This is a genomic window from Nonomuraea sp. NPDC002799, assembly GCF_053592075.1.
Map to the genome: position 1 here is coordinate 56,454 of NZ_JBSFVA010000001.1, position 25,400 is coordinate 81,853.

The 25,400-nt window shown below is 71.8% G+C and carries 24 protein-coding genes; 14 read left to right on the forward strand and 10 right to left on the reverse strand.

What is annotated here, in order from left to right; genetic code table 11:
• The first annotated feature begins 224 nt into the window (after positions 1-224).
• The 4 genes from ACWD0F_RS00270 to ACWD0F_RS00285 all read left to right on the forward strand — a co-directional run bounded on the left by ACWD0F_RS00270 (position 225) and on the right by ACWD0F_RS00285 (position 2,954).
• Positions 225-1,430: a M20/M25/M40 family metallo-hydrolase gene (locus ACWD0F_RS00270; RefSeq protein ID WP_449871219.1), complete on the forward strand. Its 1,206-nt coding sequence runs from the start codon at positions 225-227 to the stop codon at positions 1,428-1,430.
• 99 nt (positions 1,431-1,529) lie between these two features.
• Positions 1,530-1,724, forward strand: coding sequence for a hypothetical protein (locus tag ACWD0F_RS00275; protein WP_449871220.1), 195 nt, complete (start codon positions 1,530-1,532; stop codon positions 1,722-1,724).
• Positions 1,721-2,461, forward strand: coding sequence for a sulfite exporter TauE/SafE family protein (locus ACWD0F_RS00280; protein WP_449871222.1), 741 nt, complete (start codon positions 1,721-1,723; stop codon positions 2,459-2,461). The genes ACWD0F_RS00275 and ACWD0F_RS00280 overlap by 4 nt, the downstream gene beginning before the upstream one ends.
• Before the next feature lie 172 nt (positions 2,462-2,633).
• Entirely contained in the window at positions 2,634-2,954 is a 321-nt protein-coding gene (locus ACWD0F_RS00285) for a hypothetical protein (RefSeq protein ID WP_449871224.1), read from the forward strand.
• 151 nt (positions 2,955-3,105) lie between these two features.
• On the opposite strand, the gene ACWD0F_RS00290 is transcribed toward ACWD0F_RS00285, so the two are convergent.
• Positions 3,106-3,531 carry a BP74-related protein gene (locus ACWD0F_RS00290; protein WP_449871226.1) on the reverse strand — a complete coding sequence of 142 codons (426 nt, stop codon included), beginning with the start codon at positions 3,529-3,531 and terminating at the stop codon, positions 3,106-3,108.
• A 358-nt stretch (positions 3,532-3,889) separates the two neighbouring features.
• On the opposite strand from ACWD0F_RS00290, the gene ACWD0F_RS00295 reads away from it, so the two are divergent.
• On the forward strand, positions 3,890-4,699 hold the full coding sequence (locus ACWD0F_RS00295; protein ID WP_449871228.1) for a hypothetical protein: 810 nt from the start codon (positions 3,890-3,892) through the stop codon (positions 4,697-4,699).
• Positions 4,700-4,771: 72 nt separating this feature from the next.
• Here ACWD0F_RS00295 and ACWD0F_RS00300 read toward each other — a convergent pair whose 3' ends face one another.
• Together ACWD0F_RS00300 and ACWD0F_RS00305 are read right to left on the reverse strand one after the other, a co-directional pair.
• Positions 4,772-5,569 (reverse strand): alpha/beta fold hydrolase, encoded by a 798-nt coding sequence (locus tag ACWD0F_RS00300; protein WP_449871230.1) that lies wholly within the window; start codon positions 5,567-5,569, stop codon positions 4,772-4,774.
• Positions 5,511-6,800 (reverse strand): cation:proton antiporter, encoded by a 1,290-nt coding sequence (locus ACWD0F_RS00305; RefSeq protein ID WP_449871232.1) that lies wholly within the window; start codon positions 6,798-6,800, stop codon positions 5,511-5,513. Before ACWD0F_RS00305 ends, ACWD0F_RS00300 begins: the two co-directional genes overlap by 59 nt.
• 151 nt (positions 6,801-6,951) lie before the next feature.
• Here ACWD0F_RS00305 and ACWD0F_RS00310 point away from each other — a divergent pair, with 151 nt between their 5' ends.
• The 6 genes from ACWD0F_RS00310 to ACWD0F_RS00335 are packed head-to-tail and all read left to right on the forward strand — an operon-like array spanning position 6,952 to position 10,972.
• On the forward strand, positions 6,952-7,692 hold the full coding sequence (locus ACWD0F_RS00310) for a HalD/BesD family halogenase (protein ID WP_449871234.1): 741 nt from the start codon (positions 6,952-6,954) through the stop codon (positions 7,690-7,692).
• Between the two features lie 41 nt (positions 7,693-7,733).
• Positions 7,734-8,726 carry a methyltransferase domain-containing protein gene (locus ACWD0F_RS00315; protein ID WP_449871236.1) on the forward strand — a complete coding sequence of 331 codons (993 nt, stop codon included), beginning with the start codon at positions 7,734-7,736 and terminating at the stop codon, positions 8,724-8,726.
• Position 8,727: 1 nt separating this feature from the next.
• Positions 8,728-8,934: an MbtH family protein gene (locus ACWD0F_RS00320; protein WP_449871238.1), complete on the forward strand. Its 207-nt coding sequence runs from the start codon at positions 8,728-8,730 to the stop codon at positions 8,932-8,934.
• Positions 8,931-9,947, forward strand: coding sequence for a guanitoxin biosynthesis L-enduracididine beta-hydroxylase GntD (gene gntD / locus ACWD0F_RS00325; protein ID WP_449871240.1), 1,017 nt, complete (start codon positions 8,931-8,933; stop codon positions 9,945-9,947). The genes ACWD0F_RS00320 and gntD overlap by 4 nt, the downstream gene beginning before the upstream one ends.
• Before the next feature lie 11 nt (positions 9,948-9,958).
• Entirely contained in the window at positions 9,959-10,765 is an 807-nt protein-coding gene (locus ACWD0F_RS00330) for an SDR family NAD(P)-dependent oxidoreductase (RefSeq protein ID WP_449871242.1), read from the forward strand.
• A gap of 48 nt (positions 10,766-10,813) precedes the next feature.
• Positions 10,814-10,972, forward strand: a complete 159-nt coding sequence (locus tag ACWD0F_RS00335; protein WP_449871244.1) for a hypothetical protein — start codon at positions 10,814-10,816, stop codon at positions 10,970-10,972.
• A 6-nt stretch (positions 10,973-10,978) separates the two neighbouring features.
• Here ACWD0F_RS00335 and ACWD0F_RS00340 read toward each other — a convergent pair whose 3' ends face one another.
• Positions 10,979-14,002, reverse strand: coding sequence for an AfsR/SARP family transcriptional regulator (locus ACWD0F_RS00340; RefSeq protein WP_449871245.1), 3,024 nt, complete (start codon positions 14,000-14,002; stop codon positions 10,979-10,981).
• 232 nt (positions 14,003-14,234) lie between these two features.
• On the opposite strand from ACWD0F_RS00340, the gene ACWD0F_RS00345 reads away from it, so the two are divergent.
• The gene (locus ACWD0F_RS00345; protein WP_449871247.1) at positions 14,235-14,891 is read left to right on the forward strand and encodes a response regulator transcription factor; all 657 of its coding nucleotides are present in this window, start codon (positions 14,235-14,237) and stop codon (positions 14,889-14,891) included.
• Here the strand turns inward: ACWD0F_RS00345 and ACWD0F_RS00350 are convergent.
• From ACWD0F_RS00350 to ACWD0F_RS00370, 5 genes are all read right to left on the reverse strand, one after another.
• Positions 14,872-15,963, reverse strand: coding sequence for an alkaline phosphatase family protein (locus tag ACWD0F_RS00350; protein WP_449871249.1), 1,092 nt, complete (start codon positions 15,961-15,963; stop codon positions 14,872-14,874). The two genes, ACWD0F_RS00345 and ACWD0F_RS00350, sit on opposite strands and share 20 nt — an antisense overlap.
• A gap of 223 nt (positions 15,964-16,186) precedes the next feature.
• On the reverse strand, positions 16,187-17,398 hold the full coding sequence (locus ACWD0F_RS00355; protein WP_449871251.1) for an MFS transporter: 1,212 nt from the start codon (positions 17,396-17,398) through the stop codon (positions 16,187-16,189).
• Positions 17,398-19,158, reverse strand: coding sequence for a DUF4910 domain-containing protein (locus ACWD0F_RS00360; RefSeq protein WP_449871253.1), 1,761 nt, complete (start codon positions 19,156-19,158; stop codon positions 17,398-17,400). Before ACWD0F_RS00360 ends, ACWD0F_RS00355 begins: the two co-directional genes overlap by 1 nt.
• Before the next feature lie 26 nt (positions 19,159-19,184).
• Positions 19,185-20,894, reverse strand: coding sequence for an aminotransferase class I/II-fold pyridoxal phosphate-dependent enzyme (locus tag ACWD0F_RS00365; RefSeq protein WP_449871255.1), 1,710 nt, complete (start codon positions 20,892-20,894; stop codon positions 19,185-19,187).
• On the reverse strand, positions 20,891-22,096 hold the full coding sequence (locus ACWD0F_RS00370) for a hypothetical protein (protein WP_449871257.1): 1,206 nt from the start codon (positions 22,094-22,096) through the stop codon (positions 20,891-20,893). Before ACWD0F_RS00370 ends, ACWD0F_RS00365 begins: the two co-directional genes overlap by 4 nt.
• A 207-nt stretch (positions 22,097-22,303) precedes the next feature.
• On the opposite strand from ACWD0F_RS00370, the gene ACWD0F_RS00375 reads away from it, so the two are divergent.
• Both ACWD0F_RS00375 and ACWD0F_RS00380 read left to right on the forward strand, forming a co-directional pair.
• On the forward strand, positions 22,304-23,164 hold the full coding sequence (locus ACWD0F_RS00375) for a GNAT family N-acetyltransferase (RefSeq protein ID WP_449871259.1): 861 nt from the start codon (positions 22,304-22,306) through the stop codon (positions 23,162-23,164).
• A 46-nt stretch (positions 23,165-23,210) separates the two neighbouring features.
• On the forward strand, positions 23,211-24,338 hold the full coding sequence (locus ACWD0F_RS00380; protein ID WP_449871261.1) for a hypothetical protein: 1,128 nt from the start codon (positions 23,211-23,213) through the stop codon (positions 24,336-24,338).
• 63 nt (positions 24,339-24,401) lie between these two features.
• On the opposite strand, the gene ACWD0F_RS00385 is transcribed toward ACWD0F_RS00380, so the two are convergent.
• A complete protein-coding gene (locus tag ACWD0F_RS00385; protein ID WP_449871263.1) occupies positions 24,402-25,253 on the reverse strand; it encodes a nucleoside-diphosphate kinase in 852 nt (283 codons plus the stop codon).
• Between the last annotated feature and the right edge of the window lie 147 nt (positions 25,254-25,400).

The following is a 25,400-nucleotide window of genomic DNA, read 5'->3' on the forward strand; positions in this document are numbered from 1 at the left end:
ACGAGATGATGCGCGGGGATTTGTACCTTAAAGTCGCATCTAGAGTAGGTATCAAGATACCGTCAACGCTGTCAATAGCTGGCTGAGCTGCGAATAATCATGAAATAGACGCTGAAACCCCGTGATAAGCGGGCTTTGGCGACGGATATACGTCACGTATCATGCTCGGCAATCCAGGGGTGGCCCGCGCTGGACCGCCCGCCCTCCAACCCCGAGGACAGCAGATGATCAGCGTCGGATCCCCTCACGGCGACGGCACGGCGGGCACCCCGGCCACCGGGCTTCGTGAGGCAGCCCAGGCGCGCGCGGCGGAGATGGCGGAACGGGTGCGCCGGTACGTGGAGCACGAGACCCCCACCGGCGACGCCGAGGCGCTCAACGCGCTCGCCGACCTGCTGGTGGCCCGCTACACCGAGCTCGGCGGCGTCGCCCGCCGGGTCGCCGAGCCCACCGGCGACCACGTCACGGCCGACTTTCCCGGCTCCCCCGGACGAGCGGACGAGGCTCCGCTGCTGTTCATCGGCCACCACGACACGGTGTGGCCGAAAGGCCATCTGGCAGGGCCGATGCCGTGGCAGGTGACAGAGTCGGCCGAGCACGGGACCCTCGCGCACGGGCCCGGCGTCTTCGACATGAAAAGCGGCCTGGTGGTCATGGAGACGGCCCTGGAAGTGGCCGCGCGCGCCGGTGTCCGGCACCGGCCGGTACGGGTGGTCGTGGTGGCCGACGAGGAGATCGGCTCCCCCACGTCCAACGCCCTGGTCAGGGAACGCGCGGAGGGCGCGTTCGCCGCACTCGGCTTCGAGTCCCCGCACCCCGGCGGCGCGCTCAAGCGCGGGCGGCGCGGCAGCACCCGGCTGCGGCTGAGCGTGCACGGACGCGCGGCGCACGCCGCGCTCGACCCCGAGAAGGGGATCTCGGCGATCGACGAACTGGTCGACCAGCTCGTCAGGGTGCGCGAGGTCGTCGGCCGGCATTCCCAAGGAGTCCTGTGCAACGTCGGCGCGCTGTCGGGCGGCGGCAAGACCAACGTGGTGCCCGAGCACGCCTCGGCCGACATCGGACTGCGCTTCGCCGACGCCGCCGTGGAACGCGCGGTGCTCGCCGAACTGACCGCCCTCGCGCCGGTGCGCGAGGGGGCGCGGGTCTGGACGGAGATCCTGTCGAGCAGGCCCACCTGGGCGTTCGAGGGCCCCGACGACCCCTTCAGCACCGCCGTACGTGCGGCAGGGCGGCGGCTGGGCCAGGACATCACCGCCGAACCCGCCGCGGGGGCCGCCGACACGAACACGGCCGGCTCGCTGGGCCTGCCCACACTCGACGGATTCGGTCCCCTCGGGGCGGGCGCGCACGCGCTGCACGAGCGGATCGTGCTGTCCTCGCTGCCCGAGCGCGCGGCCCTGGTCGCCGGAATCCTCGCCGAGCTCTGACCGCCTCCCCGGCACGCGCGCGGCCGGGCCGTACCGGAACGTGCGGCCGGGCCGTACCGGGAGGCGGTCGGGGGCAGCGGTCAGACCGGCTTCCACGCCATGTTCGAGCACGACGCCGGTGCGGTCATCGAGCAGGGCGAGCCGCTCATGAACGGCGAATGGGCCGTGTGCACCTGGACGTACCACCTCGTGGCCGATGACGGGTCGCCGTACTGCGAGTACGGCATCGACCTGTGGCGCTTCCGCGATGGGAAGATCTGTCTCAAAGACGCCTACAGGAAGACTCGCGGGTGATCGTCGGAAACGTCCTCGGCCTGCTCGGCGTCGGCCTCGCGGCCGGCGTGGTGAGCACGGTGGTGAGCCTCGCCTCGATCGTCTCCTACCCCGCCCTGCTCGCCTTCGGCCTGCCGCCGCTCACCGCGAACGTCACCAACACCGTCGCCCTCCTCTTCACCGGCGTCGGCGCCGCCGCCGGGTCCCGCCCCGAACTGGCCGGGGAGGGCCGGCGGATGCTCCGGCTCGGCCCGATCGCCGCGCTGGGCGGCGGGACCGGCGCGCTCCTGCTGCTGGTGACGCCGGCCAGGACGTTCGAGCTCATCGCGCCCTGGCTGATCGCGATGGCCTCGCTCCTGCTGGTCCGCCCGCCCTCCGGCGGCGGGCGGGGCGAGCACGGGACGCTGGGGCGGATAGCGCTGTTCGTCGTCACCTGCTACACCGGCTACTTCGGCGCGGCCGGCGGCATCCTGCTGTTCGCCCTCCTGAGCGCCATGTTCGACCATCCGGCCGCCAAGCTGAACGCGATGAAGAACGTGCTGTCCGGCCTGGCCAACGCGGTGGCCGCGGTCGGCTTCGCGCTCTTCGGGCCGGTGGACTGGAGCGCGGCACCCCCGCTGGCGGCCGGCTTCCTGCTCGGCGGGTGGGTCGGGCCCAAGATCGCGCGCCGCCTGCCCGGCCACAGCCTGCGCTACCTCGCCGCCGCCTGCGGGCTTGCGGTCGCGATCAAGCTGGGCTGGGACTCGTACGCCGGTTGACCTCGGCGCGGGAAGCGAAGGCCCGGACGTCCACGCTCAGAAAGGCGCCCGGCAGGCCGCATGCTCGCTCAGGCAGGCGATGGCGACGTCCGCTCCTTTGGCGACCGTTTCGTCTTTTTCATGTGGGTAGGGGCCCGTGGTTCACGTCAGGTCCTCCCGAGAGGGGAAGAGCATGCCTCGCGGATCGAGTCCGAAGAGGGAACGCCAGTACGAGCACATCAAGGACAGCGCCGAGCAGCGGGGTGTGGGCAAGAAGCGGGCGACCGAGATCGCGGCCCGTACGGTCAACAAGGAGCGCGCCAGGGCCGGCGAGTCGAAGACCGCCAGCCGTACGTCCACGCAGGACATCTCCTCAGGACGGCGCGGCGGACTGCGGTCGCACTCCGGCAGCGGTGGGCGCACACGGGATCAGTTGTACGCCGAGGCCAAGCGGCGCAACATCAAGGGCCGTTCGCAGATGACCAAGGCCCAGCTGGAGAAGGCCCTCAGCTAGCCGCAGCCCGGCCCCTCACCCCGGCAGAAAGAGAAGGCAGGGACGCCATCGTGCCGCTCACATGCGATGTGTCCAGGCCCGGCATGGCCGGCGTATGCGAGCGGCCCCCGGGCGGTTGCCCGGGGGCCGCGATGGCAGACGACGTCAGAGGTTATGGCCTGATTTCGCGTACGAGCCTGGAAGACCAGTCGCACCAGACAAGACCGGGCAGGAACGCTCCGCCGGCCTCGTCCAGGTACTCCTCGACGTAGGGGATCGTCGCGTCGCAGACCTCGATCGCGTAGTCGAAGAAGCTGATCGTGTCGGATCGCAGGTGGTAGCTCCAGCGCGGGTTGTAGGGAGCCGGACTCTTGGCGATGCGTCCGACGACGTGCGATTCGTTCGTGGTGATGCCGCTGAGCAGGTCGCGAGCGTGCTGGATCTTGTCGGCGTCGGTGAGCTGGATGACGAACTCCTCGCGGGTGAGGTCGGTCATCACGAAGTAGGCCGAAGGCGCCGCGTGGGCGGGCGGAGTGACAACACTGAACGCCGCGACGGCGGCGACAGCCGCGAGGATCCTGGCCAGGGTGCTGTGCATGGAGACCCCTCTCACTAGGTGCAACTACGATGAGTTGCTATCGCAAACGCTAAGTAATCACGCGAAGATGAGAAGAGCCCCTGACGTCACAGTGATAACGCAGTCACCATCCGCGACGACCTTCGACCTGGTGGCCAAAACGGATACCCGGAGCAGGGCCGCGAACTGCTCGGCCGGCTGGTTCGGCGCCGCCGTGAGCTGAGCACGGCCCGGAAGGACGGGCTTCTTCTCCGGCCCGCGTCAGGACGTTCGGTCCGCGAGCGCCTCCACTCGGGGACCGGCTCGTGCCCGGCCGTTCACCTCATCGTGATCACGGTCTGGGAGTCTCCTTCGGCCCGTCCCTACGAGGAGGAATCCGTTGAAGCGCTTACTCGCCGGACTCGCCGGCATCATCGTCCTGATCACCGCCGGCGCCCCGGCCCAGGCCGCCACCTTCGCCGACCCGGTGAAGGCGCTCAAGAGCCGGCTGGTCGCCGGCCAGGGGGTGGAATTCACCGACGTCACGACTTACGTGGACCTGATGGCCGGGAAGACGGCCTTCCTGCGGCGTTCGGGCGTCCTGCAGTACGGCAAGCCCGTCAAGGGCGGCATGGGTGTCATCGTCGCCTCCGACATCAGCGCCACGTACACCCCGCACGAGGGCGACATCTTCAAGAGTCTCGACCTCCTGCTCGGCGACGAGCGGACGATCACCATCGGCAAGGTCAGCTACACCAGGGGCGCCAAGCTGCTCGGCGACCTCCCCAAGGGCAAGCGCTGGTTCAAGGTCAACAGACCCCTTCCCGGCGGGTTCAGCGGGATGTACAGCCAGCAGGTGAACCCGGCCGAGCCCGCGACCCTGCAGGCCCTCATCAAGGCGGCTCAGAAGAAGGGCCGGATCTACAAGGGCAGCATCAGCGTGGCCCGGCTGTGGCAGGTGTCCCCCTGGTACCGGGCCGCCGCGGTGTCCAAGGGCAAGGCAGGCGACACCGTGGAGTACGAGCTCACGCTGGGGTCGGACAACCTGCCGCAGCGGCTCCTCACCACCCACCCGGCGGCGGAGCACTGGACGGAGAGCCTGGTGAACGACGACCTGATCACCATCGAGTCCCGCTTCACCGGCTGGGGGAACAAGATGCGCGTGACGCCCCCGTCGGCGGCTCAGATTCACACCGCCAAGCAGCGCTGACGCCGGAGCTCGCCGAAGGTGGCGTGCGCCGCCGTCGCGGGCGGGCCGGTTGCGGCGAGCGTGCTCTGAGGGCTAGGCGGTGGCGAAGAAGTCCACGATCAGGGAGTTGACCTCGTCCGGCTGCTCCAGATACCCGTAGTGCCCGCACTTGGCGACCTGCGCGTACCTCGCGCCCGGGATGGCGGTGGCGACCTCCTGTCCGAGGTGCGGCGGAGTGATGAGGTCGTCCTCGAAGGCCACGACCAGGCAGCGCCCGCGGATGGCGCGGTAGTCCATCAGCCGGTCGTCGATGATCTCCAGCCTGCTCTGGGCGCGCATCACCGCCTTGGCCGTCGGGAAGAGCTCGAACAGGTCCAGCCACTGCCGGGCCCGGCTCTCGTCGTTGAGCGTGTGAGGCGACAGGCTGAGCGCGGCCCGCAGCGCCGCACCGTAGGCGGCGGGCACCTCGACCGGGCCGGCGTTCAGCTCGGCCTCGGCCGCGGCGAGCCTGGCGCGGAAATGGTCGGGCCGCCCGCGGGTGGCCATCAGGACGGCCTGCTCGACCAGTTCCGGCCGCTCCAGCAGCAGTTCCTGCACGACGTGCGCGCCCATCGACACGCCGACGAGGCGGCAGCGGCCCCCGCACAGGGTCTCGGCCAGTGCGGCGAGGTCACCGGCCAGGTCGCCGATCTCGTGCCGGGTGCCGGGGTCCGGCGACAGACCGCGGTTGTCGTAGGTGATGACGCGGTAGCCGGCGGCCACCAGCGCGGGCACCTGGTGCAGGTGCCAGACGTGCCCGGGGCTGCCGGTGCCCATCACCAGGATGACGGGGTCACCTGTGCCCTGGTCGGTGTAGGTCAGGGTGGTCCCGTTCACTCTCGCCACGGCCATGCGGCTCTCCGTTCCGGGCTGGTCGGGGTTCCCGCCTGAAGGCCGCCCTCAGCAGCGGGGGTGCCATCAGGGAGGTGGCCACCGCGATCAGGACGACGATCGAGTAGGCGGCGGATGTCAGGATGCCCAGCTTGAGCCCGACGGTGGCGACGATGATCTCGATCAGGCCACGCGAGTTCAGTCCGGCGCCGATGGCGAAGGACTCCCAGCGGGGCAGTCCGCTGGTGCGGGCGCCGAGGTAGCCGCCGGCCAGCTTGCCCGCCACGGCCAGGATCAGCAGGCCCGCCGCGGTCAGGGCGACCACCGGATCGGCCAGGGCCGCGAGGTCCAGGTGGAGCCCGGCGAAGGCCAGGAAGACCGGGGCCAGGACGGCGATGACGGTCGTGCGCAGCGTGGTCAGGTGCCGCGCGCCGTCGCCGGCCGCGGCTCCGGCGACCAGCCCGGCGACGAAGGCGCCGACGACCGGCTCCAGTCCGGCGAGGTGGGCGGCGAGCGCGCCGGCGAGGATCACGACGGTGGACGTGGTCATGGCCGGCGCCTGGTCGGCGGTGCTCAGCACGCGCCGGGCGACCGGCCGCAGCAGCAGGGCGGCCGTGACCATGACCGCCAGCCACACCATCGGCATCCCGAACGTGCCCGCGTCCACGCCGCCGGTGGCCATGGCGCCGACGACCGCGAGCAGGATCCAGGCGACGGCGTCCTGCAAGGCGCCGGAGGCCAGGGTGATCTGGCCGACCCGATGGCCGAGCAGTCCCAGGTCGCTGAGGGTGCGGGAGATGACCGGGATGGCGGTGACGGCCAGCGCCACGGCGAGGTAGGCGGCGAACGTGCCCCGGTCGGCGTTCGGCCCCAGCAGGGCCGCCGGTACCACGAGGCCGGCCGCCGCGCCCAGCGCCAGCGGCAGGAGCATGGCCCAGAAGCTGATCCGGACCAGCGTGCCCGCCTGCGCGCGCAGCCTGCCCAGGTCGAGTTCGGCGGCGGTGAGGCCGACGAGCAGCAGCACTCCGAGCTGGGCGACGGCGTCGATGAGCGCCCCCGAGCCGGGCCGCGGCAGCCACTGCGCCCAGTCCGGCGCCAGCTGTCCCAGCACCGAGGGCCCGAGCACGACCCCGGCCGCCAGCTCGCCCACGATCGCCGGCTGGCCGAGCCGTACGGCCAGGCGGCCCAGCAGAACGGCCAGGGCCAGGATCACGACGAGGTGCAGGAGGAACAGGGGAACCCCGGTCAGCATGGCCTCAGCGTAGGAAGCCTCGTACAGCCCCGGCAGGGACAGTGGCCGAATGGCGATTTCTCGCCACAACGGCGGCTGTCGCTTCTCCAGCCCCCGCGGCGGCCCTACGGTCCGAGACAGATCCCCTCAGGAGAAGCGAAGGATCCCCGCAGTGAATGCCCGAATTGTGCAGGAGCTGAACCAGCACGTACGCCACGCCGACCTATCCGGCGAGGTGGCCGCCGCCCGGCGCGGGTTCGCCGAGCGGGGCTTCGCGATGGCGTCGTTTCTGGCACCCGCGAGTGTCAAGCAGGCCGTGGCCGACGACGTGCTCTCCCTCATCGAGGAATCCGGGGTCCGGCGCGACCTCAGATTCAAGGAAACCGGCGACACGCCCCGCCGGATGCGTAACGTGACGCGATCGGAGATCGCCGCGCGCAGCGCCGTCATTCCCGCCGTGTACGAGTCGGAGGCGCTGGTCGGCCTGCTCGCCGAGATCGTCGGCGAGCCCGTCCTGACCTGCCCGTACGAGCCGGAGCAGTACGTGATCACCCGTCTGGAGCAGAGCGGTGACACCCACGGCTGGCACTGGGACGACTACAGCTTCGCGCTGGTGTGGCTGGTGCAGTGCCCGCCGCCGGAGCACGGCGGGTTCGTCCAGTGCGTCGCCGGCACCACGTGGAACAAGGACAATCCCGCCATCCACCGCACGCTGCTCGACAATCCCACCTGGTCGTTCGAGGTGCAGCCGGGCGACCTCTACGTGATGCGCACCAACACCACGCTGCACCGTGTCTATCCGATCACCGCGGGCGTGCGGACGATCATCAACATGGGGTACGCGTCCAAGTCCGACCTGGAGACGGTCGTGTCCCACGAGACCATCGACGCGCTGTGGGCGGAGCAGGCGTGAGCACGATGCCGAGCGAAGAGCCGACCGAAATGGAGTACCCGATGCATACGGCTTTCACCCGCGGCCCGGTCGCCGACGTCTTCTCGTCCTACCTCGTCGCGGCCTCGATCTCGGCCGCCGCCGAGCTCGGCATCCTGGACGCGCTCAGGCAGCAGGGCAGCTACCCGATCGAGACGGCCGTCGCGGACGGGCTCGATCCGCGGCTGGTGCGCCAGCTGCTGGTGACACTGTCCTGGGCGGAGATCGTCGAGGTCGCCGACGACAAGGCCGTCACCGGGCCGCGCTTCGAGCACGCCTACGACGCGCGCGGGTACTTCTACTGGCTGGTCCGCGGCTGTGGCGAGCTGTTCTCCGTCCTGCCCGGCGTGAGCCGGACCGAGGACCGCACCGGCGACTTCTACACCAGGGACATGCGGGCGGTGGCGGTCGGCTCCAAGCTGATCGGCGAGACCGAGGTCGAGCCGCATTTCGTCGAGCTGCTCGGCGAGCTGGACTACTCGGTCATCGCCGACCTCGGCTGCGGCTCCGGCCAGCGGCTGATCGGGGCGGTCTCCCGCAGACCCGGCGTGCGCGGCGTGGGCGTCGACATCGCGGCCGCGGCCGTGGACCTGGCCAGGGACTCGGTGGCGGGGGCCGGTCTGGCCGGCCGGATCGGCGTCGTCACCGGCGACGTGCGAGATCTGTCGCCCGCGCCCGAGTTCGCCGACGTCGACCTCATCACCTGTGTCTTCCTCGGCCACGACTTCTGGCCCAAGCCCTCCTGCGTGGCGGGCCTGCGTAAGCTGCGGACCGCCTTCCCCAACGCGCGGCGGCTGCTGCTGTGCGACGTGGTCCGCAGCGAGGAGCCGCCGGGACCGGACACGACGATCTTCACCCTGGGGTTCGAGCTCGTCCACGCGGCGATGGGGGTCTACCTCCCCACCCGCTCGGAGTGGCACGAGGCCTTCCGCGAGTCCGGCTGGGTCGTGAACGGCGAGCGCGACTTCGCCGCGCCTCCCCGCGGCATCCTGTTCGATCTGAGCCCGGAGAGCTGACATGAGCAACCCGTTCGACGACGAGAACGGCTCCTTTCTGGTCCTGGTGAACGCTGAGGAGCAGCACTCGCTGTGGCCGTCGGCCATCCCGGTGCCCAGCGGCTGGACCGTCGCCTTCGGCCCGGCCGCCCGCGCCGAGAGCCTGGAGTACGTCGAGAGCAACTGGAGCGACATCAGGCCCGCCGGTGTCAGGAGCACGCTGGTATGAGCGCCGACACGATCGGATACCTCCTCGACGGCAAGGAGGTGGAGGCGATCGCGGCCCTCGGCGAGCGGGTCAGGGCGCTGGGCGAGGATCCGGCCGACCCCGGCTTCTTCGACCGCTGCCGGCACATCCGCGAGGAATTGCCGGTCGGGCTGCGCCGTTTCCTGGAGGACTTCCGCCGCACGGAACCGGCCGGGATGTGCCTGGTGCACGGCTTCCCGATCGACGACGAGGCCGTCGGCCCCACGCCCGGCCACTGGTCGGCCCCCGCCGAGCCGGCCGCCGCGGGCGACGCGGAGATCTATCTCGCCCTGTGCGGGATGGTGCTGGGCGAGCCGTTCGCCTGGTCCACCCTGCAGTCGGGGCGGATGATCCAGAACATCGTGCCGATCCGCGGCGACGAGATGCAGCAGAACGGTCACAGCAGCCAGTCGCTGCTGGAGTTCCACACCGAGGACGGCTTCCACCCGCTGCGCTGCGACTACCTGCTGCTGTTCGGGCTGCGCAACCACGAGAACGTTCCGACGATCGTGGCCTCGGTGCGCGACCTGGAGTTGACGGAGGAGCAGGCCAGGCTGCTGGCGCGCCCGCGCTTCCACATCCGGCCCGACGACGAGCATCTGCGGCAGCTGGAGGCCAATGAGCCCGGCCATCCCGCGCTGGCCCTGATGCGCGAGATGCGCGACAACCCCGAGGCCGTCCCGGTGCTCGTCGGCGAGCCCGGCAGCCCCTATCTGCGCCTCGACCGCCCGTTCATGACCTGCGCGGACGGGGATCTCCAGGCCGAGAGCGCGCTCGACGCGCTCGTGGCGGGGCTGGAGGCGGAGCAGCAGGACGTGGTCGTCGGCCAGGGCACCCTGCTGATCGTCGACAACTACCTGGCCGTCCACGGGCGCAGGCCGTTCAGTGCCCGCTACGACGGCACCGACCGGTGGCTGAAGAAGCTGACGGTCAGCAGGAATCTGCGCAGGTCCATCGGCAACCGGGCGACGACCAGCCCACGGGTGATCTTCTGAGGGGCGATGCCGTGCGTACTGTGGTCATCTCCGGCGCGTCCAGCGGGATCGGGTTCGCCACCGCCGAGCACTTCGCGCGCTCCGGCGACATCGTCGTCAACCTCGACGTGCAGCCGCCGATCGCCCCGCCGAGCCCGGGTGTCACCTGGGTCGAGGCGGACGTGAGCGACTGGCCGGCGATAGAGGCGGCCGTGGCCGCGGTCTGGACGGAGTACGGCCGGCTCGACGTGGTGATCGCCAACGCGGGCATCAGCGTCCGGCACGGCGTGCTCAACCTCGACGAGGCCACCGCCCGCCGGGTCGTGGACGTCAACCTGCTGGGCGTGCTGGGCCTGTGGCGCTGCGCGGCCGGTTACATGACCAGGCAGGGGCATGGCGTGCTGCTGGCGACCGCCTCCGTCAACGCCTCACGGGGGTATCCGCACTACGCCGACTACAACGCCACCAAGGCCGGCGTCCTGGCCCTGTGCCGCACCTTCGCGCTGGAGCTCAGCCCGCACATCAGGGTGGCGTGCGTCAGCCCGGGAGCGGTGCTGACACCCATGCAGGAGGCGGAGTACACCCCGGCCATGCTGGAGGAGGTCAACCGCTCCATCCCGCTCGGCAGGCACGCCCAGCCGTCGGAGATCGGCGCGGCCTTTCACTATCTGGCCTCACCGGCCGCCGCGTTCCTGACCGGGCAGGAGCTGGTCGTGGACGGTGGCGAGATCGCCGGCGCGACGACCTCCGCCTTCGGCACCGGCGGCACCACGGACGTGCCAGGACCATCCGCCTGGCCGATCTCCTCGACCCGGCCGCCCCGGGATATTACGTTCTAGGCGAACCTGCGCGACAGATCCTCTCACTCTTCTACGAAAGGACCTCCGATGAAGCGTCGCATCGCTCTCGTCACCACCGCGGCCGCGTTCCTCACCGTTCTGCTCGCCATGCCCGCCGCCGCCGACCCGGGTCCGGGCGAGGACCCCGGCAACTTCCACTGGACCGGCACGATCTTGATTTTCAACCGCGGCGGCGGCGGCCGCTGACGTCGCTCATCGGTCCTCGACCCCCGCGAGCAGGGCGGCCGCACGAGCCCACAGCTCGTGGGCGCCCTGGTCGTTGTGGAGCATGGCCTCCGTCGCCGCCAGTGCCTCCAAAGCCCGCGCGTGCCAGATCCTCGCGCCCAGCTCCTCGAAGACCTTCGAGGAGAGCATCAGGTTGTTCCTGGCCGGTGTCGCGTTCCCTATTCCGAAGTAGAGGTTGCCCAGCGCGAGCGAGGTGACCCCCACCACGAACTGCTCACCGACACGCAGGGCGATCTGCCTGGAGGTGAGCAGCGCCTTCTCGGCGGCATCGGTACGGCCCTGCTGCGCGTAGGTCTCGCCCAGCACCCGCAGCACGTACGACTCCCCCACCACGTCACGCAGTTGCCGCGCCGTCTCCAGCGCCTTCTCCAGGGTCTGGCGGGCGGCGTCGATGCGCTGGGTGCGCAGCAACATCTCGCCGAAGCGGTACAGCGCCTGGGCCAGGCCCCGCTGGTAGCCGATCTCCTCGAAGGTGCTCACCGCGGTCCGCAGCAGCGGCTCGGCCTCGCCGTACGCGCCCCTCTCCAGGAGCACCTGCGCGGTGCTCGCCATGACGTGCGCCCCGGCGGCACGGTCGCCGGCGGCGTGCAGCATCTCCCTGGCCTGCTCGTAGCGCGCGAGCGCCAGGTCGAAGCGGCCGGCGATGCGGTCGAGCAGGGCCAGGTTGCGCAGCGCCAGCGCGCGGCCGTGCTCCTCGCCCTGCTCCGCGAACATGAGCATCGCCTCCTGCAGGAGGTTCTCGGCCTCGTCGTAGCGCTGGCGGAACAGCTCCAGGCTGCCCAGGCCGTAGGTCATGGCGGCCTGGCCGCGCACGTTACCGTCGCGGCGGGCGGCGGCGAGCGCGAGTTCATGCGTCGAGCGCCAGTCGTCGTAGTAGCTGCGTGACTCGAAGAACGTCGCCGAGGTCATCGCCAGGTCCCAGGAGAGCTGGCTCAAGCCGAGCGCGGCGGCCTGGCCGATCGCCGCCAGCAGGTGCGGGCGCTCGGCCTCGAACCACTCGATCGGGTCGGGCATCAGCCGGTCGATCACGGCGGAGGGCAGCCGGCGGCGCTCCGCCGTACTGTGCAGGACGGCGTAGTCGCCGCCGAGCAGCCGGGCGTGGGCGGCTTCGACCAGCGCCAGCCAGCAGCCCAGGGCCCGGCCCAGGGCGGCGTTGCGCTCCTGCTCGCTCTCCTCGGCCAGGGCGCGCTCGCGCGCGTACAGGCGCAGCAGATCGTGGAAGCGGTAGCGAGCCTGGCCACCGGGCCAGGGCTGGCTCAGCTCCAGCAGCTGGGCGTCGACGAGCTGCTCGATCAGGTCCTGGGCCCGCTCCGGATCCACCTCCAGCAGGGCGGCGCCCAGCCACGGGCCGAATTCGGCCACGTCCAGCAGGGCCAGCCGCCTGAACATGATGGCCACCTGGGGCAACAGGTCGCGGTAGCTGAGGATGAACTTGGTGCGCAGGTCCACCTCGCCCCGGCTGAGCTCGTCGAGCCTGCGGCTCTCGTCGGTGAGCCTGGCGACCAGGTCGGCGCTGGTCCACGACGGCCGTACGGCCAGCCTGGCGGCGGCCACGCGCAGCGCCAGGACCAGACCGCCGCACAGCTCGCTGAGCTGCCTGGCCCCCTCCGGGTCGGCGTGCACCCGCTGCTCGCCCGCGATGCACGCGAGCACGTCCACGCCCTGGTCGGGCCGGAGCACGTCCAGCCGGAGCGGGGTCGCGCCCTCCAGCGTGATGAGCCCGGCGAGCTGGTCGCGACTGGTCACGATGACGGCGCAGCCGGGCGCGCCGGGCAGCAGGGGCCGGACCTGGCTGGAGTCGCGCGCGTTGTCGAGCACGAGCAGCAGCCGGCGCCCGGCCAGGACGCTGCGGAGCAGGGCGGCCCGCTCCTCCAGCGTGGCCAGGGGATGCTGACGGGTCACGTTGAGCGCGCGCAGGAGGGTGTCGAGCACGTCGAAGGGGGAGACCGGCGGGCCCGTCTCGGAGAAGCCGTTGAGGTCGACGAAGAGCTGGCCGTCGGGAAAACGCGGGGCGACGCGATGCGACCAGTGCACGGCCAGGCCGCTCTTGCCGACGCCGCCCATCCCGGTGATGACGGCGATGAACGGCTGCGCCGCCTGGGTCTTGCGCTCCAGGAGCGCGTCGAGCCGGCCGATCTCGGCGTCGCGGGCGACGAAGCCGGTCACGTCGGGTGGCAGCTGGGCGGGCACGGCAGGTGTGGTCTCCGGTGCGGCACGTTCCACGACGAGGCGGCCCTGCCGCTGCTGGGTCTCCCCGCGGAGGATGGCCTCGTGCAGGTCGGCCAGCTCAGCGCCGGGTTCGAGCCCCAGGCGCTCGATGCTGAGCCGGTATCCCTCCTGATAGGTGGCCAGGGCCTCGGCCCGGCGGCCTGCCCTGCTCTGGGCCAGCATGAACAGGCCGCGCAGGCGCTCGCGCAGCGGGTATTCGGCGACCAGCGCGAGCAGCTCGCCGACGATCTGGAGGTCGTGCGACAGTTCCAGCTCGACCTCGAAGAACTCCTCCAGGATGGCCAGGCGCCACTCACCGAGCCGCTCGGACTCCGCGCGCACCAGGTCTCCCTCGACCCCGGTCAGCGGGTCGCCCTGCCACACGGCCAGGGCGTTGGAGAGTTGTTCCGAGGCCTTTTCCAGGGCTCCCGCGGTCCGGGCCGTGCGGGCCTGGCGCAGCGCCTCCTCGACCTGCTTGACGTCGAAGGTGTCGTCGTCGGCGAGCCGCAGCAGGTAGCCGGAGGAGGCGGTGACGATGGAGTCGTGGGCCACTCCCGCGGCGGCGAACTCACGGCGCAGCCCCGACACGCAGATGGCCACCTGGTTGCGGGCGGTCGCGGGCGGGTTCTGGCCCCAGATCGCGGCGCTGAGCCGGTCGGTCGAGACCACTCTGCCCACGTTGAGCAGGAGGGTCGCCAGAACGGTGCGCTGGCGTGGCCCGCCTAAGGGGATATGCAGGTTTCCCGTGACCACCGTCAGCGGGCCGAGGACGCGAAACTCCATGCACACATCCACTGGTTCGGCTCAGCTGAGGCCATGCCATTCCCGTCAACTCCTACGGAAGATCGTAGGATATCCACACATAGGCGACATAACAAGAAATGACAAAAAACGTCCACTTCAACTGTGCATGACTTCCGGCCGTCGCGGCGATAACTCATCGAAATCGCATACACATACCTCCCCTCTAGCGTTCGGAGTAGTGGTACTTCGACTGGCAACAGGGTTGGTATCGATGTCTCTGAGCACCAGCAGACCCCTCCCCACCAAGTTCGCCGACCTCCCCGCGTCCCAGCTCGGGCTCCCTCTTCTGGAGCTGGAACTGACCGAGCAGACCCACGCCGAGTTACTCGTGCTGTCCGCCGAGCCCGAGCGTCTGCACCCCGCCCTGCCCCGCCTGTTCGCCCGGCTCGCCCGGCGCCGGGTCGCCGTCCGCATCCTGCACGGACCCGGCCAGCCGGGCCGTACGTCCCCTCTCGCGCCGGCCTGGCAGGCCGGCGCGACCGTCCGGGCCGTGACCGGCCTGCCCTTTCAGGTCCTCGTACGCGACCGCATGGTCGCCTACGTCGCCCACCCCGGCCCGGCGCCCGCCGATCGGCTGGAGAGGATCGCCAACCCCCTGGTCGCGGCCTCCGTGGCGGGTGTCTTCGACACCATCTGCCACATCCTGGACGACCGGCGCAGCGGCTCGCCCGGCGACGGGGGGCAGGCCGAGGGCGAGGGTGAGGTGCTGCGGGCGCTCGGCGACGGGCTCACCGACGACCGCGCCGCCGCCCGGCTGCACCTCAGCAAGCGCACCTTCGCCAGGCGCGTGGCGGGAATGATGGAGCGCCTCAACGCCACCAGCCGCTTCCAGGCCGGGGCGGAGGCGGTCAGGCGTGGCTGGATCTGACCCAGCGAGCCAGCGGGACCAGCGTCTCCTCGTCACTGAGCGCCCCATGCTCGTAACGCAGGCCGGGATCGGGGAGCGGGAAACGCGGAGAGGTGGCGACGGCCACCACCGAGCCGAGCCGCTCCCGCACCGGACCGGCGAACTCCAGCAGGCCCAGCTCGCCGAGCGCGGCGGCCGGCAGCACCATGGCGTGGCCGTCCAGGGCCTCGGCCAGGCGTTCCGCCACCTCACGCGCCCTGCCCGGGCGCGGGTAGAGCCAGCGCACCCGGCCGGCGCCGCCGCCCGGAAGCTCGCACAGCGCGGGCGTGTCCACCTCCGCCCAGCGTCGCGCCAGGCCCGGGTCGGAGTCGACGGGAACCAGGCCGTGGTCGGCGTAGGAGAGCACGTTCCACCCCCTGCGGGCCCAGGCCGTCGCGTGCCGTCCCAGCTCGGCCAGCGCGTGGACGGCCCGCTCGTCGTAGCCGTGCCGGTGCACGTGGTCGTCGAGGTTGACGTAGACCCACAACAGCAGCGGGCGCTTCCGCCGTAGGCCGATGGCCGCCTCGACATCCGCGGCCACGCCCGCGACCAGGCCCTTCGGGTCGCTGGTCAGCGCCTGACGCGCCGGCTGCCGCGCCGCGCCGCGGGTGAGCGCCCCCACCCAGGGGCCGGACAGCAGGTCGAGCTCGCGGCCCACCACCACCGGCTCGGCCTCCCGCGCCCGCTCGAAGATCGTGGGCAGGCTCCGGGCCGGTTCACGCGGGGCGGGCTCTCCCGCCAGGACGGCCCCCGTGATCACGTTGACGAGCGGCCCGCCGGCCCGCTCGCGATAGGCCGCGCCTACCGTCAGATGCTCGCTCACCGGTGCGCCGGTGACCGAGGTCAGCCACGCGGTGGCCGAGGTGCTGGGAAAGGTCGAGGTCAGACAGGACAGCTCGGCGGAGCGCCAGGCGCGCCGGGCGACCTGCCAGGACAGCCCGTCGACGGCCAGGACGAGCACGCCGGGACCGCCCCGGCCCAGTTCCGACAGAACCAGGCCGGGGACGGCACGCAGGTCGAGCCCGGGGCGAACGAGCGTCCCGGTCTCAGTCATGTCAGTAGTTCGGCACGCAGTCGGTGCACGTCGTGCGGAACTTCATGACCTGAATTTCCTGGCGTGCGGCGAGCATTTTCTCGACGAGTTCCGGAGTTGTCATGATGGGAGTTCTGACAGTGGTCTGGATGCTTTCCCGTAACACAGGCGCCTCCTGAATTAGGCCGGGCCTTGTGGCCCATTGTCCGTCATTCAACAACGATAAAAATGCTCTTTGTTTTGGTCAATCAATTCGCGCGAGGGTGGCATCAACCCGCCACCCTCGCCCCACCAGCACCGACGTGGCCACCACGGCGAAAATCACCGCCGCGACCGCATAGATGACCCGGAACTCGAAGAAACCCACGACGAGTGCCCCGATTCCCATGGACAGCACGAACGGCAGGTCGATGATCGCGTCCATTGCGGTAAGCGCGCGGCCCTGCATACCACCCTCGGTACGGCGCTGCACGAGCGTCGTCGTGGCCACCATGAAAATCGGGATGGAGAGACCTACCAGAACGCCGCCCGCGCACATCGTCACCTCCGTGGCGGGGATCACCGACGCCAGGCCCGCCGCGCTGAGCACGAAGCCCACGGCCGCGGCGCGATGCTCGCCGTACCTCTTGATGAGCGGCGCGACGACGAAGCCGCCCGCGACGGAACCCGCGCCCTGGAAGGCCGCGATGACTCCGACGAACGCGGCCGGCCGGCCGAGCCCCTGCTCGACGGCGGCGAACATGGCCGGGTTGACGAGCCCCGCCGCGCACAGCGCCGCCGCCACCGCCAGCACGCCGCCGCGCAGCTCCCGGTCGCCCAGGATGTGACGCAAGCCCGCCAGCAGGTCGTCGCGGAACCGGCCCGGCTGCAGCGGCGCCGGCCTGGCCAGGTCGGGCGCGCGGCGCAGCATGAGCAGCACCAGCACCGACAGCAGGAACGTCGCCGTGTCCAGGATCGCCACCGCGGACAGGCCCAGCGCCACGTACAGCGCCGCGCCGATCAGCGGGCCGAGCACCCGCAGCCCCTGACCGAGCGAGCTGAGCAGGCCGTTGGCCTCGCTGAGCAGCCGCTCGGGGACCATCGAGTGGATCAGGCCGCCCCTGGCCGCGGTGAAGACGTGGTTGGCGAAGCCGTAGCCGAGCGTGACCGCGAACACGATCCACAGATCTTCCGGATGCCGTACGAGCAGCAGGCACAGCACCAACGCCCCGGCCAGCAGGTCATTGACGATCAGGACCTTGCGCCTGGGGAACCTGTCGACGAGCAGCCCGGTCAGCGGCGCGAAGAACGACGGCACCGACAGCAGGAGGAACACCACTCCGGCCAGCGCGTCCGAGCCGGTCAGCTCCTTGACGTAGATGCCCAGCACCACCAGCAGCGCCCGGTCGCCGATCATGTTGACCGTCTGGCCGAAGAACAGCAGCAGGAACCGGCGGTCTCGCAACAACTCGCGCATCAGCCCTCCTTCGCCCAGCCGGCCTCGACGAGGACGGCCAGGAAGTCGTGAGCGAACTCCTCGGGCACGGGCAGCTCGGCCGCGCACTGCGCGTAGGCGGCCACCGCCGCCCGGTCCCTGCTGCCGTCCAGTCCGTGGGCCAGGGCCAGCATGAGGGCGTACGAGCGGGCGCGGGCCTGGGCCGCCTGCCGGTCCAGCCACGCCCGCCCGGCCGGGCTCGCCGCCTCGGCCAGCCCGCGCAGGTTGAACGGCCCCTCCCAGGTACGGCTGATCGCCCGCCCGCCGGCCATCCCGCCACCCGGCGCCGCTGCCACTGCCGGCGCCTCCGCCGGTGGCAGGGTGGCCACGTGGTCGGCCAGGACGGCCAGCCAGGCGCGGGCCCCGCCGCCGACGGGACCGTGCAGCGCGTCCACCCCGTCCAGGGCGCCCAGCGCGACGGCCGTGCGGTGCCGCACCAACGTGCGTGACCCCTGGCGGCAGCCGAGCAGCCGCTCCGCCCCCCAGCCCACCGCGATGTGCTCCAGCTCGGCGCGCTCGCCCGCGAGGCCGGCCAGCACCGCCCCGGTCGCTCCCGCGACAGTGGCCGTCCGGCGCAGCTCGGCCGGGTCGAGCTTGTCGAGGGTGTCGGCCGCGCTGTGGTTGAACCGGTCGGGCCAGTGCCCGAGCGACACCGTCGGGCAGCCGATGGAGGAGTCCACGAGCAGGCTGTGGTCGGAGGCTCCGACGAACGGCGTGGCGCGCCAGGCCCAGGTGTCGCAGGCCACCGCACCCGAGTAGGAGCGCGCGGCCTGCGGCAGCGCCGCCACGACGTGCTCGGTGAGCGCGCTGACGAAGCCGGGCAGGTGGTCGGGGCTGCGCTCGACGATGAGCGGCCCGCCGCACCGGCGCTGATCCTGCCCCGCCATGTCCACGTTCACGGCGGCGACCGGCGGGCGCTCGGCGACGTCGTGCAGGTAGGCGGCCATCCCGGTGAACTCCGGGCCCCAGACGAACCGGATGCCCCGCCGCCCCAGCCGTCCGGCCAGCGCCCCGGCCACGCCGAGCAGCGCGGCGGCTCCCGAGGCGTTGTCGTTCACGCTCGGACGCGGATGGCACAGGTGCGCCGAGAGCAGCACCTCCTCCGGCCCGGTTCCGGGCAGCAGGCCGGTGACGACGGGCATGGCCGCGCGCCGGTGCGTCTCGACCTCGACCCGGACCCTGCCCCGCCGCAGCAGCTCGGCCGCCTGCCCGGGGGTGACGCTGAAGGCGGCCAGGCCGCTCCCGGCCGGCAGCTCGACTCTGCCGGGGCCGGGAAGGCGGTCGGTGACCAGGCCGAACGCGCCGACGCTCGCGGCCCGCTCGATCGCGGCCTGCACCGGCGTGCCGCAGTCATGGACGGCCAGCATGCCTTCGCCCGCGTCCGCCAGGGGCGCCACGGCGACGCGCACGCCGCCCGGCGGAGTGGCCGCCGAACCCGCCGCCAACGCGAAGGGCTGCTCCGGGTAGCGCACGACGTCGTCGATCGCCGCCCGTACCGGGGTCCAGGAGAGCGGGGCGCGGAAGCTCCACCAGCGCCTGGCGCCGTCGGCGGGGAACTCCAGGAGCCGCACGTCGCTCAGGCCCGCCCGCTCCGCCCCGGCCGCGACGTACTCGGCGGCCGCGCGGATCCCGTCGGAGGCCTGATAGCGGTCGAAGGCGGCCAGCTCGGCGACGTCCTCGACCGCCCGCCCCACGTCGAAACGGCCGAAAGTCTCCTGTACGGCGTCGCCGACGGTCCTCATGTCGCGACCCGGCGGAGCGACGGTCCTCATGTCGCGACCCGGCGGAGCGCGGCGCGGCGTGCGGCCGAGAGCGGCACGCTGACCCGGGTCAGGCCCGGCAGCCGCCGCCCGGCCAGCCACGGCGGCAGCTCGTCCTCGGTCACCACCCACGGCAGCGCCGGATGCCCTCGCTCCACCCGGCAGCCGAGCCCGGTGAGCACCTCCACCAGCTCCGTCTTGGCCGCCGCCACGGCCTGCCGCAGCGGTCCCAGCACATCACCCTGGTCGAGCAGCCGCAGCGCCACCTCCAGCGACAACGCCGACATGCCCAGCGGCGGCACCGCCTGGCGGACCGCGCCCGCCACGTCGGGGGAGCAGATCGCGAATCCCGCCCGCAGCCCGCCGCAGCAGTAGCCCTTCGACAGGCTGCGCAGCACGACCATGCCCGGCATCCGGGTGGTCAGCGGGACCGCGCTGGCCTCCGGGCCGAGATAGCTCGCGCAGGCCTCGTCGATGACGAGCACGCCGCCCGCCGAGGCGGCCGCCCCGGCCAGTTCCGCCACCTGATCCAGTGGCAGCACGTCGCCGCGGACTCCGGGCCGTTCGAGCAGCACGGTTGTCGGCCGCTCGCTCGACACGTCCTGGCCGGGCGCGTACACACGCAGCTCCGCGCCGCGCTGCGCCGACCAGGCGAGCAGGTCGGGGTGGGCGTGGGCGGTGTGCAGGAGCCTGCCGGGCCCGGCCAGCGCGTGCAGCAGCCCGGTCGTGCCCGCGCCCGTCACCACCTGGCTGGGGTCGATCGGCACGCCGAAGTGGCGGGCGAGCACCGGGGCGGCGCGCCCCGAGCCGTACGGGTCGTCCAGGGGGTAGGCGCGGGCGGGCTCGCGGGGGTCGCCGACCGCGGCCCAGGCACTGTCGATCGCGTCCCGGACGAAGTCGATCTCGTCGGGCGCCCACCGCAGGTCCACCTCGGCGCCGCCGCCCCGGTGCCCGAGGACGGCGGGGCGCGGGCGCGGCGCCGCGACGGCCAGGAACTGGACGTAGCGGGTCTCCGGCAGGACGGCGGAGCCGGCGGTGAAGTCGGCGTCGGCCCGCACCAGCTCGAAGCCCGCCGCCCGCACCAGCGACACGACCTCGCTCGGCAGGTAGAGCCGGACGTCGTCGCGCAGGACGGCGACGCGGCCGTCGGCGTGCGCCACGCGCAGCTCGCCGCGGCTGCGGCCGTCCAGCGGGTCGTAGGAACGCAGGAAGTCGAACGTGTCGCCGGCCGCCTCGAACCGGTCGCGGTGCCGGTACTGGCGCAGGATGGCCGCGACGTTGGAGTGGTCGAGGACCAGCAGCCCGCCGGGCACCAGCCGCTCACGCACCCGCCGCAGCAGGGCGAGCTGCTCGTCGTCCCTCCCCCAGCCGAAGGCCTGAACGCAGATCGCCGCGTCCGCCTCCGGCAGCTCGACCCGCTCCAGCAGGTCGCCCTCGATCAGGCCGAGCCGCACACCCTCTCGGTCCGCCGCCGACCTGGCCTGCTCCAGCGCCCACGCGCAGACGTCCACCCCGGTCACCCGGTAGCCGTGGCGGGCCAGCTCGACGGCGTGCCGGCCGGTGCCGCACCCCAGGTCGAGCACCCGCCGCCCCGGCGCGTGCTCGCCCAGCACCTGCAGCAGGTAGCCGGCCTCCGCGGCGGTGCGCTCCCGGGTGTACTCGTGCCGGGCGAAGCTCCAGTAGTCGGCGGTGAAGTACTGGGCGTACCAAGGGGTCACGCGAACTCCTGGCGCGCGAAGAAGTCGCACACGTCGCAGATGTCGATGGGATTGCGCACGCCCTCCTGCACCACGTAGACCCCTTCGCAGACCCCGCATTTCTCCTCGACCAGCGGGAACATGTAGCGCTGCATGGTGGCGAACGACTCGAACAGGTAGTAGTCGATTCCGGGCCACAGGCCGTACAGGTGGTCGGCCATGGCGTAGGCCATCGAGCGTTCCTGCGGGCCGGTGGTGAAGCGGCCCGGGGTGCCCTGGCGGTTCAGCTCGGGAGCCACCAGCTCCAGATAGATCGTCAGCTCCTTCTTGGGGATGCGGTAGAGCGGGAAGATGTAGCGCAGCCCGCCGATCTGCCTGACCGGGATGCCGCCCATCCGGAACCCGCTGGTGATCCACGTGACCATGCTGGCCACCAGGTCGTCGGCGTTGAACCCGAACGCGACCGTGCCGGCGCCGATCCGCTGGGCGTGGTCCTCCAGCATGCGCCGCAGCACCTGGTGGCCCACGACCATGTTCAGGTGGCTGCGGTCGCCGCCGACCACCTCGTTCATCGCCTCCACGAAGGGGCGGCGGAGTTTGAAGACCCGCTCGATGTCGGAGGCGTCGACGATGGCCTGCTCGATGCCGAGCCCCTCCGCCGAGGCGCGGGCGGCGGCGAAGGTGGCCGGCTCCTCCCAGTCGGGCAGGCCGGTGATCGTCACCGAGGTCATCGTGAAGGCGGGCAGCCGGTGCTTGGTGCGCTCCAGCAACTTCAGGAAGGCGACGCTGTCACGGCCGCCCGACAGGCCGATGACCACGTTGTCGCCCGCCTGCAGCACACCGTGGCTGAGCACGCCCTGGACGAAGGTCTCCTCGACATAGCGGACGAAGCTCTCCTCGTCGAACTGTTCCACGCGCCGCTCCAAGCGGCCCAGGGTGTCGAAGAGGATGGACTTGGTGTAGATCGGGTCGGGCGTGCCGTACACCGTGGTCGCCGGGCGGCGGGTGACGTCGAGGTCGTAGTGGCGCACCTGGCGCAGCTCGATGACGTCGTGCTCACCGACGATCGTCGTCTCCTCGGGGACGATCTTTCCGTTGCGCGTGGTGATGACCGCGTTGACGGGGATTCCGTGGGCGGTCAGGACCTCCATGAGCGGCCTGCCGACGGCGGCCTCCAGAGTCTCGGACCCGCCCACCTTGTTATGGAAGACGACTTGGGCCACGACTTCCTCCTCGCGAATTCTTGTGCTTAATATCGTTTGTACAACCAGAGAAAGGGCGATATGAGCGAAAGCCTGGATATTGGCATCTTCACGTCAATCAACGCCCTTGACAGTGAGAAATGGGATGCTGTTGTCTCGTCGTGCGGGGCGCCGGTTTTCTATCGGCATCGATATCTGCGCTCGTATGCGCGTTCCCCGCTGACGGCCGTGAAGTCATTCCGTTATCTGGTGGTGCGCGAGGGCGGACGCCCGGTCGCGGTGCTGCCCGTCTCGCTGATCGACGGGCTGGATCCGCTCGGCCAGCTGCGCGCCCGCTATCCGGTGACCGGCGCGGAGCGCGGGCTGCTGAGCCACGTCTGGCACTGCTACGACGCCTGGCTGCCCGGCGCGCAGCGGCTGGAGACCATGCTGAAGGCCGTGGCCGGCGTGCTGCGCGAGCTGGCCGTGGAGCTGGAGGCCGACTGGTACGGCTTCGTCAACGTCGCGCACGACTCGCCGCTGCGCGCCGCTCTGATCGAGCTGGGTTTCCCCGCCGAGCACATCGAGGACCGTTTCCGGCTCGACCTGCGCGGGCTGCCGGACCCCCTGGCCCACGCCACCCAGAAGGCCCGCGCCAACCTGCGCCGAGGCCGGCGCCGGGCGGCGGAAGCGGGCGTGTGGCAGCGGGTGGGGCCGGCGGGCGAGGCGGACCTGATGGAGATCGGGCGGCTGTGCGCCAGAACCGCGGCCAAGCACGGCACGGGCGGCTTCTACCCGCCCGAGCTGTTCACGGACTTCGTCACCGGACTGGGCGACCTGGCTCTGGCCATCGAGATCCGCCAGGGGGAGCGGCTCATCGCCGCCGGGATCGTGCTGCGCGACGGCCGCCGGTTCCACGCCTGGGCGTGCGGGGTGGACTACGAGGTGGAGGGCGGGTTCAGCCCCTACGCGCTGCTGCACGCCGCGACCGCCGAGCAGGCGGTGCGCGAGGGCTGCGAGGTCCTGGAGGGCGGGCGGGGCAACCCGCGGTTCAAGCTCCGGCACGGGCTGAGCCGCGTCGCGCTCGACGCGTGCCTGCTGAAGGTCTGACGCGATGCCTCCCGAAGGCCCGACGCGGGTGCCTGCCGGAGGTCCGATGCGGGTGACCGCCGAAGACCTGATGCGGGTGACCGCCGAAGGCCCGATGCGGGTGACCGCCGAAGGCCCGATGCGGGTGACCGCCGAAGGCCCGATGCGGGTGACCGCCGGGTTGCTTCCGGCCGAGGGTCCGCTGTTCAGCACCGGCCGCTGGCTGGCCGCCATGCGCGGGCGGGTGCCCGGCCGGCCGTACACCTTCGAGCTGGGCGGGGCGATCCTGCACGGGACCGTCGTCGAGCGGGCGTATCCGGGCGAGGTGTTCGATCTCGGGCAACTGCTGGCGGCGGACATCGCGAAGCTGCCGCTGAGCCCGGCCACCAGGCAGGCTCGGGCAGGGCAGGACGGCCGGCCCGGCTGCGCGCCGAATCTGGTGGTGATGCTGCCCGGCTACGAGTGTCACGCGCTCGGCCCGGCCGGGGACGACGGCGCGACGGTGGGAGCCCTGGTGGCCGGGATCGTCGCCTGGGCGCGGGCTCGCGAGCTGCGGGCGGTGGCGTTCCTGTACACGCGGGGGCCGGTGCTGGAGCGGGAGCTCGGCGGGCAGGGCTTCACCGGGATACCGATGTCGTACTCGTGCGAGCTCACCCCGGGCACGCCCCTGCCCAGACATCGGGCGCAGGAGGCGCGGCGGGAGCTGCGCCGGCTGGCGGACGCCGGGGTCCGGCTCGGCCTGACCGAGATCTCGCGGCCCGTGCCGGGGATGGTCGAGCTGAAATGCGGCCATTCCCGCAAGTACGGCGGCAACCCCGACCCGGCCGGCGTCGCCCGCCACCTGGAGACGCTGTGCGCCGGCGGCGCGCTGCTGTCCGGCGCGGAACTCGGCGAGAGGCTGCTGGGTTACGGGCTCTTCCTCCCCCACCGCGGCACCTGGTACTGCGTGAGCACGGCCATGGCCTACGACGTCGCCGAGGCGCGGCACACCTACTTCGCGACCGTCTACTACGAGCCGTCCCGCCACGCGGCCGAGGCCGGCGCCGGCCTCCTGCACTACGGGCACGGAGCCTGGCGCGCGAAGCTGGCGCGGGGATGCCGGGCCGTCGAGCTGCCGATCTGGGTGCTGGCACTGGACCCGGAGCTCAAGCCGCTCATCGAGTGGAGCGCCGCGACGACCACGCTGGCACCGTGAGCCGGGCCGCGAGTCACTGGCGGCGGCGCAGCTCACGTCCGCACCCGTGAGCCGGGCCGCGAGTCACTGCCAGCAGCGTAGCGGGGGGAAGACCATCGACGTCTGCAGCACGGCGTGCTCCCACGGGTCCAGCGACACCCCGTGGACCGCCAGCCTGGCCGCGGCCCTGCGCAGGTCGAGGCGCTCGCCTCCCGGCAGGAACTCGCAGGCCAGGAGCTCGGCCAGCGCGTGTCCTGCGGGGAGCAGCGCGGCCAGCTCGGCGCCCGCGCCGTCGCGGGCGGACCTGGCCAGCTCGGGGGCCAGCTTGCGGGCTTCGTCGCCGAGCTCGTGCCAGAGTGCGGCCACGACCCGCGAGCGCAACCCGGCGCGCACGTCGTCGAACTCCCTGCTCTCGCGGGGCACGCCGGCCTCCAGGAGCGCCACCAGGTCACGCAGCGGCCGCTGGTCGCCGTCGAGCGCGGTGCCGAAGCCCGCGCCCATGAAGATCCCGGCCTCGTTCTGGGAGTCCTCCGGGCTGTCGGAGCTGTGCACCAGATCCAGCAGCACGTTGACGCCACGCAGGTCACGCCTGATCGTGCCCGGCTCGGCCGCCGCCGGGTCGCTGGCGCCCTTGAGCGCGCGCAGCCGCCGGTGCGGCTCCGGCGCGGGCGACCTCTCCTCTACCAGCAGGGCGAGGCTCGGCCCGAGATCGAACACCACGTCGACCTGCCGGTAGAAGTAGGCCTTCCAGACGGAAGTGATCTTGGTTTCGTGGAAGGCGTCCTGCCCAGGCGGCCGGTGCCACAACACCTCGTAGCGAACCGGCTCGAACCCGTGCTCGTCCAGCCTGTCCAGGACAGGAGTGACCAGATGCCGCATCAGCGCATCGGGCGGAAACAGGAACAGGACCGTCCTGTCCCACACGATCTCGGGCATCCGTCACTCCTTGAAATCAGCCCTTACGGGATTTCGTGACGCGCGGGCGCCTCAGCCAATTGACGCGGTGCCGGTCCATTGCGTTTACCTCACTTCTTCCGCTGCTTGGGACGACGGGTTACCCGACGGTGGCGGTCCATTTCTTCC

What these genes read in the sequence shown, in the direction of transcription:
- ACWD0F_RS00270 (WP_449871219.1), top strand. Translation starts at nt 225, where the DNA reads ATGATCAGCGTCGGATCCCCTCACGGCGACGGCACGGCGGGCACCCCG.
- ACWD0F_RS00275 (WP_449871220.1), top strand. Translation starts at nt 1,530, where the DNA reads ATGTTCGAGCACGACGCCGGTGCGGTCATCGAGCAGGGCGAGCCGCTC.
- ACWD0F_RS00285 (WP_449871224.1), top strand. Translation starts at nt 2,634, where the DNA reads ATGCCTCGCGGATCGAGTCCGAAGAGGGAACGCCAGTACGAGCACATC.
- ACWD0F_RS00290 (WP_449871226.1), bottom strand. Translation starts at nt 3,531, where the DNA reads ATGCACAGCACCCTGGCCAGGATCCTCGCGGCTGTCGCCGCCGTCGCG.
- ACWD0F_RS00300 (WP_449871230.1), bottom strand. Translation starts at nt 5,569, where the DNA reads ATGGCCGTGGCGAGAGTGAACGGGACCACCCTGACCTACACCGACCAG.
- ACWD0F_RS00305 (WP_449871232.1), bottom strand. Translation starts at nt 6,800, where the DNA reads ATGCTGACCGGGGTTCCCCTGTTCCTCCTGCACCTCGTCGTGATCCTG.
- ACWD0F_RS00315 (WP_449871236.1), top strand. Translation starts at nt 7,734, where the DNA reads ATGCATACGGCTTTCACCCGCGGCCCGGTCGCCGACGTCTTCTCGTCC.
- ACWD0F_RS00320 (WP_449871238.1), top strand. Translation starts at nt 8,728, where the DNA reads ATGAGCAACCCGTTCGACGACGAGAACGGCTCCTTTCTGGTCCTGGTG.
- gntD (WP_449871240.1), top strand. Translation starts at nt 8,931, where the DNA reads ATGAGCGCCGACACGATCGGATACCTCCTCGACGGCAAGGAGGTGGAG.
- ACWD0F_RS00335 (WP_449871244.1), top strand. Translation starts at nt 10,814, where the DNA reads ATGAAGCGTCGCATCGCTCTCGTCACCACCGCGGCCGCGTTCCTCACC.
- ACWD0F_RS00340 (WP_449871245.1), bottom strand. Translation starts at nt 14,002, where the DNA reads ATGGAGTTTCGCGTCCTCGGCCCGCTGACGGTGGTCACGGGAAACCTG.
- ACWD0F_RS00345 (WP_449871247.1), top strand. Translation starts at nt 14,235, where the DNA reads ATGTCTCTGAGCACCAGCAGACCCCTCCCCACCAAGTTCGCCGACCTC.
- ACWD0F_RS00350 (WP_449871249.1), bottom strand. Translation starts at nt 15,963, where the DNA reads ATGACTGAGACCGGGACGCTCGTTCGCCCCGGGCTCGACCTGCGTGCC.
- ACWD0F_RS00355 (WP_449871251.1), bottom strand. Translation starts at nt 17,398, where the DNA reads ATGCGCGAGTTGTTGCGAGACCGCCGGTTCCTGCTGCTGTTCTTCGGC.
- ACWD0F_RS00360 (WP_449871253.1), bottom strand. Translation starts at nt 19,158, where the DNA reads ATGAGGACCGTCGGCGACGCCGTACAGGAGACTTTCGGCCGTTTCGAC.
- ACWD0F_RS00380 (WP_449871261.1), top strand. Translation starts at nt 23,211, where the DNA reads ATGCGGGTGACCGCCGAAGACCTGATGCGGGTGACCGCCGAAGGCCCG.
- ACWD0F_RS00385 (WP_449871263.1), bottom strand. Translation starts at nt 25,253, where the DNA reads ATGCCCGAGATCGTGTGGGACAGGACGGTCCTGTTCCTGTTTCCGCCC.